This is a genomic window from Candidatus Desulfosporosinus nitrosoreducens, from assembly GCF_030954495.1.
In the GTDB taxonomy this organism is placed as follows: Bacteria; Bacillota; Desulfitobacteriia; order Desulfitobacteriales; family Desulfitobacteriaceae; genus Desulfosporosinus; species Desulfosporosinus nitrosoreducens.
The window spans coordinates 46,346-53,954 of sequence record NZ_JAVHUW010000055.1 but is presented as its reverse complement, the minus strand read 5'-3'; the positions used below and the strand labels follow the sequence as shown (position 1 = coordinate 53,954).

Here is a 7,609-nt window from a genome sequence, read left to right as displayed (position 1 = left end):
AAGACGGTATCCTACCTTAAATAAAATTCCCTGGCGAAAGGAGTTGTCGTTAATGTCTGTAAAAAATGCCGAGGTGGTTTTTATCTAACTGAATATTGCACGGGTACACGGTAATGCCTTAGAACAAGGCTTTGTTTGTGTTACCTGGGCAGCTTCTGTCGAGCAACCTGAATCGGGGATATAAAGTCATTTATTGGCACGCCTTGGTAGCGTGTTTTTTTAGTGCTTTCAGAATTTAGGGGATAAAGAAGACGTGATGCAGGTGGAGTTTTAACTCCATCTGAAGCCTAGTCGCCCTTATCCAGGGACTTAGCCGCTCTTAACTCACCGCTTGCCGAAGCGGGAGTCTTAGAGCGGATTAGTCAGCGGATAAACTTGGCAAACAAGATGCCTTCCTGGAGAGTTAAGGAAGGCCCCCTGAAGTAAACCCGAAAACCCGCAGGTGGTCGTTGCCTGCGGGCTTTTTATCGGCTTTTTTAGGTTGCGGAAGGCTAAGAATTGGAAAGCGGAGAGTGATGATGATGCTGAAAAAACAAAGCACTTTGGCCTGTATTCAAGGAATCCGCGGCAGTTGGGTGATCAACCCGCGAACCAGGATACAGGAAAATGAACTAAAGAATACCAAGAAACGCAGGCAGAAGGATAAAAAAGCAATAAAGGATGGATTAGTATCATGGATATAAAAAATTATGGCTGGGATGAACACTTTGCTAAGGAATGGCGGGAAAACTCCACTGAAGGGATGTATCCCGCGAGAATCATTGCCGACTATGGTCAAAAGCTGCGGGTGATGACTGAAACAGGGGAGCTTCTGATCAGCAGACCGCTGAAGAAGCTGGATGAGAGTGGGCAACTGGCGGTTGGGGATTGGCTGGCCTTGGAGCATTCTCCGGAAACTCAAGCAGCTTGTGTGCGTCTGGTTCTCGCCAGGAAAACGAAATTTTCCAGAGCCGCCGCCGGAATAGAAGTCAAAGAGCAAATTGTGGCCGCCAATATCGATACGGTGTTCCTTGTCCAGTCCCTGAACAGGGATTTTAACCTGAAAAGGCTGGAAAGATACCTGATTGCGGCCTGGGAAAGCGGCGCGCTGCCGGTTGTGGTGCTGACCAAGGCCGATGGCTGCGCCAATGTGGCCGAGCGGGTGGCAGACGCCCGTGTCGCGTCTCCCGGCGTAGAGGTTCAGGCCGTCAGTTGTGTCAGCGGAGAGGGGATTGCAGAGCTGAGGAAATACTTTGCAACAGGAAAAACGGTAGCCCTGCTCGGTTCGTCCGGCGTGGGCAAATCGACCCTGGTCAATACTCTGGCGGGCAAAGAGCTTTTAAAAACCCAGGCCGTCCGCGAGAATGACAGTCGGGGAAGGCATACCACCACCCACCGGGAACTTGTGCTTTTACCCGCAGGGGGCTTGATTCTGGATACCCCCGGCATGCGCTCCTTAGCCCTGTGGGAAGCGGACGCGGGCATGGAGGTTATGTTCGGGGATGTTGAGGAGCTGACAAAGCAGTGCCGTTTCTCGGATTGCCATCATGGCAATGAACCGGGATGTGCTGTCCGGGAAGCCCTTGCCGGCGGAAAACTGGAAAGGAACCGCTGGGAAAGCTGGTTGAAACTGCAAAAGGAGCGTGCCTTCCTGGAGGCTAAGCAAGAAGGCAAGCTGCGCTTTCAGGAGAAACAGTGGGGCAAGCAGATTGCCAAGTTCCAAAGGCATCTGGGAAAGCATTGAGGAACCTTGAGATGACTAATTGTTCCTTTTCCAGTACCAGCCCGGAAACCAGAAGGAAATCACTAACAGAAGAGGAGTAGATATATTGCCGTAGGTTGTACTGATGCTGAAATAAAGCTCGTTGGAAACAGAGAAAAGCAAGACAATCCTTAATAAGGCCTGGGTTATGCTTAATACACCCCAGGCAACTGTCAGTATGGTCCAAGCTGCTTTATACTTGGGCCTTTTCTTTAATTCCTCCGGAAAAGAGTCTTTGACTGTATATTCGGCGAAAACTTGGATCAAGGGCTTGCCCCAGAGGATGGAGCCCAGGAAAACCAGGGCCAGGATAGAGTCTGTGACAATAGGTGAGGCTAAATAAAACTTAGGGTCCCTGGATATTATGGTTCCGATTAAGCCGATTGCGGATATTCCCGCGGTTATGCCGGCAAATATATTGACCCTTTTACTGCTTAAAAATTGAATTAAGATGACGGCAATGGACCATAGCCCTGCCAGGATGGTGCCCGTAAGCACCCGGTTGAAATGACTGAAAGCGGAAAATAGTATGATAGGAATGATGACACTGAAGGCAAATTCCCAATTGAAGATAGTTTTGAGAATCAGGCCTTTGAGCATTGAATTATGGTTCTCCACCTTTAAATTATCCGCAGAATTCATCGCTACCCCTCATTTCTGAATCGCTTGGATCGTTTCCTCACACCATTTGAGCATGGCTTCCGCGTGATATTTGCCGAAGCTGATGGTGGACAGCCACAAAGGCAAGCCTTTATTGTCCTTTAGGGATTCATCCGCCTTTAACAAGTCCTCTGCTTTTTGATAGTCTTCCAGAAGACTCTCGTGCTTCTTCCGAGCCTCCGTAAGCTTTTCGATGATATTTTCCAAAGGAAGATCAGAAGAAAAAAACAATTTAAGCAAAAGCTCAATGCGGTGAGGGCTGTCTTCCACAGGCAGAATAAGCCATTGATGCAGTTCTTCCCGGCCTTTGTCCGTGATAGAATAAACACTCTTGGGCGGCCTTCCTTCATTCTGCTCGGCGGTTTTGCTGACCAGGCCTTCGGCTTCCAGATCCTTTAACACGGGATAAATATGAGCATAATTTTCATTCCAAAAGTGGGCTATGGTAGAATCGCAAAACTTTTTTATGTCGTAGCCCGAACCCGATGTCAAACTCAGAACCCCTAAAAGAGCATATTTTGTTTTATTAACCTTAGCCATAGTGACCTCCTTGTGGTATTAACCTGTCTAATATTAAATAGTTATATATTATATTGTTGATTATATACTATTTTAATATGATGTCAATTATAACCTGGCTAACTTGCCATAAGAAAAAGCCTGGGCACTCCTTTGTTAAACACAGGAAAGGCCCAGGCTTTTTTGGGAATATAAACTCTAACAATAGCTGGTTGCTTGTTCAATTTGCTCCAGTCTGTCTGGCCTCTATACGGTATTCCGGCCTTAATGCAAAGGCGTTGGGCATTTCATCATACCCTCGTTTGCCTGGAGCAGGTGGGAGTCCCGGGAAGTATTATAGGGGCTGCGCCGGATTTATGTTATAATCCCTATAAACAAAGGAAGTTAGAAAGTATGGGGGAGGAAACTATCATGGACAAACAATTAAGTATAATTTATTTTAGCGCGACGGATACGACAGCTAAGGTTGTTAAAGAAGTGGCAAATTCTCTCACTGATCAATTTAAAGAATACAATATTACCTTTCCCGACCAGAGACAGGAGAGTCTTTGTTTTGGCGGCAATGATTTGGTTATAGTTGGCGTCCCTGTCTATTCCGGCAGGGTTCCGAAATTTCTCCTTGATTATTTTACAAAAGTAAAAGGGGATAAGACGCTTGCAGTGTTTATCGTTGTTTATGGCAACCGGGATTATGACGACGCCCTTTTAGAACTGAAGGATACTTTGGAAGAGAAGGGCTTTATAGGCGTTGCCGCCGGCGCTTTTATAGGTGAACATTCGTATACTGTAAAAGTTGCCACAGGAAGGCCTGATGCCGGGGATTTGCAAATCGCCCAAACCTTTGCCGCTAAAATTAAGGAAAAGCTCAAGGCACTGGGAGACAAGGTCCCGGAAGAAAAACTCACTGTCAAAGGCAAATATCCTTATAAAGAGAGACCCGCTTCACCGTTGATGGCCCCTGTAACCAGTGCTGAATGCCTAAATTGCGGAATTTGCGCGGAATACTGCCCGATGCGCGCTATCAGCTTTGATGATTTCCAAGACGCGGACCCCGGCAAATGTATAAGATGTTGCAGTTGTGTGAAACGATGTCCGGTGCAGGCCAAGACTATGCAGCATGAAGCCGTTGCTAAAATTACGCAAATGTTGCTCAATAACTACACTTCACGCCGCTGTGAGCCTGAGTTTTTCCTGGGCTAGAAAAATGAACCGCCCCTTTAATTAGCAGCGGAAACTGCAGCGGCACATGGCAGTCGATTATGTTAAGGAAGCTATCAAAGAAGAAAAGTTTTGGAACAGGCAAATGGCTGAGCATGCACAATTTATAAAGCAGCCGCTACGGAAGGGCTGCTTTAAAGGGCTGTCCCTTGAGAATCCACATAATTATAAAACGGCGATTCGTGGTCTTGTCTATTGAATGGCAATACCGTATTGGATGGCCCGCAGGATAGCTTCTTGCGGGCTAAAAGTATTTGCTGCCTGAGCTTGGATGTGCCTACTCCCCAAACCGATTTTCATGGTAATACCCTGCTTAATTTCTCCCATTACTATTGCCTGCTTACGGACGAATATATGCCCAACCTACTGTCTGTTTTTTCACTATTTCACCAACACCAGCGGAAACGACAGTCACAAAATCAAGCAATTCATCTTTTTGAATACCTAAATCACGCATAGCATTGGCACATGCGCATAATACAACCTTCTTTTCTGCTAATTCCTTAAGTGTTGCCGCAAATACATTGGTATCCTTCACGAGCATTTTCACGGCTGTGCTATTAGCCACCATTTCAATGCTTAAATTTTCCTCACCAAGATCAGCCATTAAATTGCGAATATTATGGAGCATTAAATCCGCTTTATCCTGCTCATCGATATGAAAGATCACCTTAAACTTATCCATTATTTCCCTCCTGATTTTAAAACGTTTAGCCATTAAACGTTCGTTTTCTGATGATTAAAGTGGCTGTCGAATCCTGTATTTTATACTTACCCGACATATGGAGCCTAGTTATAGATATAATCGCGGGTCCAGGGTAAATCGTTGTTGGGACCTTTGCTGAATAAAAACTGATGCAGGTCCAGGTTCCCACAGTTGAATGAGGCAGCAGATGATTGAAGATAGAGGCGCCACATACGGATAAAGGATTCATCTTTGCTCTCGCGAATCAAAGGCAAGGCCTGTTCAAAGTTCTGGGCCCAATGTTCTAAAGTACGGGTATAGTGACTTCTCAGGCTTTCCGCATCAAGTAAATAAAAATTGTGACTTTCCATCTGCTGAATCAGTTCAGAGACCATAGGGATATAGCCCCCAGGAAAAATGTACTTATTAATCCAGGAATTTGTGCCCCTTCCGTCTCGTCCTGTGATGGAATGAAGCAGAGAAATTCCGCCATCGACCAGTAATTTCCGGACAGTGGCAAAATATTCGCCTAAATGTTCTTTTCCAACATGCTCAAGCATTCCTACGCTAACGACCCGGTCAAAGACCTGGTTTTTAATCTCACGATAATCCAAGAGTTGCACGTCAACCCGATCCTTGAGATGTTCATGCTCAATACGGCTCTTAACATGCTCATACTGCTCCTGGCTGTGCGTGATTCCCAGGGCTTTAACATGGTATTTTTGAGCGGCGGTAAGGATTAATTCGCCCCAACCGCAGCCAATATCCAGCAAACGCTGCTCTTTTTGCAGATTAAGTTTGCGCAGAATATGATCTGCTTTATTTTTCTGAGCCTGAAGCAAATTATTTTCCGGAGATTTAAAATAAGCGCAGGAATAGGTTAACGTGTCGTCAAGCCATAAACGGTAAAAATCATTGCCAATGTCATAATGATATTGAGCATTTTCTTTGCTTTTTCTAACGCCATTGGAAATAAATTTTACCAACTTCAGATAGGATGGGTTTTGATGTAAAAAGCTTTCTTGGTTCTTATAGAGAGATTCGATGACCTCTCGGACACTTCCTTCGATTTCAATTTTATTCTGCATATACGCTTCGCCAAAAGCCAGGGAAGAATCTCCGATGATCTCTGACTTGGCAATAGGTTCACGCAAAATGATTCGGAATTTCGTATCCCCTTCACCAAACTGGTTGATGTCTCCATCCCAGAATTCCACCTGGCAGGGATCAGAAAATAGACCTTCGAAAAGATTTTCGTAAAATAGTTTGTCAACATTCATTAAACTTTCCCCCTTTCTTCTTAAGCATTCCCCATCCTCTAGGATAAATATAGCATCGATGCCATAATTTTAATGGCACCGCTGGCGGAAAAGGGTATAAAGAAGACTTGATTCAGGTGGAGTTTTAATTTCATCTGAAGCTTAGTCGCCCTTATCCAGGGACTTAGCCGCTCTTAACTCAGCGCTTGCCGAAGCGGGAGTCTTGGAGCGGATTAGTCGGCGGATAAACTCTTGGCTAAAGGCCTTACTTACCTATGATTAAAGGCATTGCAGCGAGGGAAGGTACCCTGGAATCATTTGTGTATTAAAGATAAATGGCGTGTCCCGGAAAGCGGGATTCTGTTTTTCAAAAGTTTTCCGCTGACAATTCCTGAAGCGGTATTCCAAATGACAATGATAAAGCAGATCCATAAAATACTTAATTGTACGGTATTGGCAATTGCAAAAAAATTGCTGCCAGTAAGTTTTTCCAAAGCGTAAGTTCCATTAGTAAAGCTTCCAATAGGAAACACATAACTCCACCAACCTAAATCAAAAGGAATTCCTTCGCCGGACTTGCGTAAGTGAAGCATGGTGTGTAAGGCAGAGATTATGATCCACCACCAGCCCACTCCCCATAAAGATCCGGCAAAAAGCAGTGCCACAGGGCGCAGGAGAGGAGCTAACTGTCCCAAACTCCCGGTCTGAAAGGTTAAACCACAAACGGTAGACATGGCCATACCGATCGGGCCGATTTCTACCCATAAACTCGGTACTTTTTGCCCAGATAAGCGGCTATGATAGACCAGACGGAAGTAGACCAGACCGCTCACCATAATAAATAAAAAGAAGGTAACTCCAAACAGGGCAATAATGAAAAAAGTCATGGCTGTTTGCAGTGAACCGGCATAGGGCAGTAAATTCACACCACAGGCGGCAGCGACAATGGGAGGAACAACGGGAATCAACCAACTGGCTAAAGCATCCTCCGGTTTTACTTCGTGCTTAACAAATAACAAAAAGGGAATCGTAATGACCGAAAAACAAGAAAGGGCAACGCCAATTAACCAGAGGAATTTACTGATGGCTAAAGCTTGGTTTAAAGGCAAGAGATGGGTCCCAATAAGAAAATAAGCGTTCCCGACAACATTAATTGCCATTGCCAGAGCACCATAAAAGATGGCTCGTGATGGATGGCGAAAATCATCCAGCGCACAATCCGTATGCCAAATCCAGCGCACGGACCAAAGTAACAGAGAAATGAGGAAAACAACATTAAGCAGGATAAAGAGAAGACTGCCAATTTGATGTTGCCCTGGTAAGGCCAGAGGGAACGTGTAAGTTAAAACCGAAACAATTCCAATTCCCATAACCGTCGTAAACCAGTTAGTACCGAAGCTTCTTGTAAAAGACACGATTAAATCACCTCTATAGTTATTTGACTATCTATAGATTATGCCTTAAACTTTAATAAGTAAAATCGTTAGTTATTATCCGATTAATAAGGATAGCTTATTAATGTTGGCA

General features: G+C 45.0%; 9 protein-coding genes. 3 read left to right on the top strand and 6 right to left on the bottom strand.

Translation table 11 applies throughout. From position 1 onward, the window contains the following. Positions 1–673: 673 nt before the first annotated feature. Positions 674–1,723: a ribosome small subunit-dependent GTPase A gene (gene rsgA, locus REC12_RS13755; protein ID WP_308895371.1), complete on the top strand. Its 1,050-nt coding sequence runs from the start codon at positions 674–676 to the stop codon at positions 1,721–1,723. Between the two features lie 15 nt (positions 1,724–1,738). On the opposite strand, the gene REC12_RS13750 is transcribed toward rsgA, so the two are convergent. Together REC12_RS13750 and REC12_RS13745 are read right to left on the bottom strand one after the other, a co-directional pair. Continuing rightward, the gene (locus REC12_RS13750) at positions 1,739–2,383 is read right to left on the bottom strand and encodes a VC0807 family protein (protein WP_308895369.1); all 645 of its coding nucleotides are present in this window, start codon (positions 2,381–2,383) and stop codon (positions 1,739–1,741) included. 9 nt (positions 2,384–2,392) lie between these two features. Further along, on the bottom strand, positions 2,393–2,941 hold the full coding sequence (locus REC12_RS13745; RefSeq protein ID WP_308895367.1) for a PadR family transcriptional regulator: 549 nt from the start codon (positions 2,939–2,941) through the stop codon (positions 2,393–2,395). 390 nt (positions 2,942–3,331) lie between these two features. Here REC12_RS13745 and REC12_RS13740 point away from each other — a divergent pair, with 390 nt between their 5' ends. Beyond that, complete coding sequence (locus REC12_RS13740) at positions 3,332–4,120, top strand: EFR1 family ferrodoxin (RefSeq protein ID WP_308895364.1); 789 nt, start codon at positions 3,332–3,334, stop codon at positions 4,118–4,120. 46 nt (positions 4,121–4,166) lie between these two features. Beyond that, positions 4,167–4,337 carry a DUF2935 domain-containing protein gene (locus REC12_RS13735; RefSeq protein ID WP_308895362.1) on the top strand — a complete coding sequence of 57 codons (171 nt, stop codon included), beginning with the start codon at positions 4,167–4,169 and terminating at the stop codon, positions 4,335–4,337. Here the strand turns inward: REC12_RS13735 and REC12_RS13730 are convergent. The 4 genes from REC12_RS13730 to REC12_RS13715 all read right to left on the bottom strand — a co-directional run bounded on the left by REC12_RS13730 (position 4,331) and on the right by REC12_RS13715 (position 7,497). After that, a complete protein-coding gene (locus REC12_RS13730; RefSeq protein ID WP_308895360.1) occupies positions 4,331–4,465 on the bottom strand; it encodes a hypothetical protein in 135 nt (44 codons plus the stop codon). The two genes, REC12_RS13735 and REC12_RS13730, sit on opposite strands and share 7 nt — an antisense overlap. A 13-nt stretch (positions 4,466–4,478) precedes the next feature. Continuing rightward, the gene (locus tag REC12_RS13725) at positions 4,479–4,823 is read right to left on the bottom strand and encodes a DsrE family protein (protein ID WP_308895359.1); all 345 of its coding nucleotides are present in this window, start codon (positions 4,821–4,823) and stop codon (positions 4,479–4,481) included. Positions 4,824–4,927: 104 nt separating this feature from the next. After that, positions 4,928–6,103 carry a class I SAM-dependent methyltransferase gene (locus REC12_RS13720; RefSeq protein WP_308895357.1) on the bottom strand — a complete coding sequence of 392 codons (1,176 nt, stop codon included), beginning with the start codon at positions 6,101–6,103 and terminating at the stop codon, positions 4,928–4,930. Positions 6,104–6,396: 293 nt separating this feature from the next. Continuing rightward, positions 6,397–7,497: a TDT family transporter gene (locus REC12_RS13715; RefSeq protein ID WP_308895353.1), complete on the bottom strand. Its 1,101-nt coding sequence runs from the start codon at positions 7,495–7,497 to the stop codon at positions 6,397–6,399. Positions 7,498–7,609: the final 112 nt, after the last annotated feature.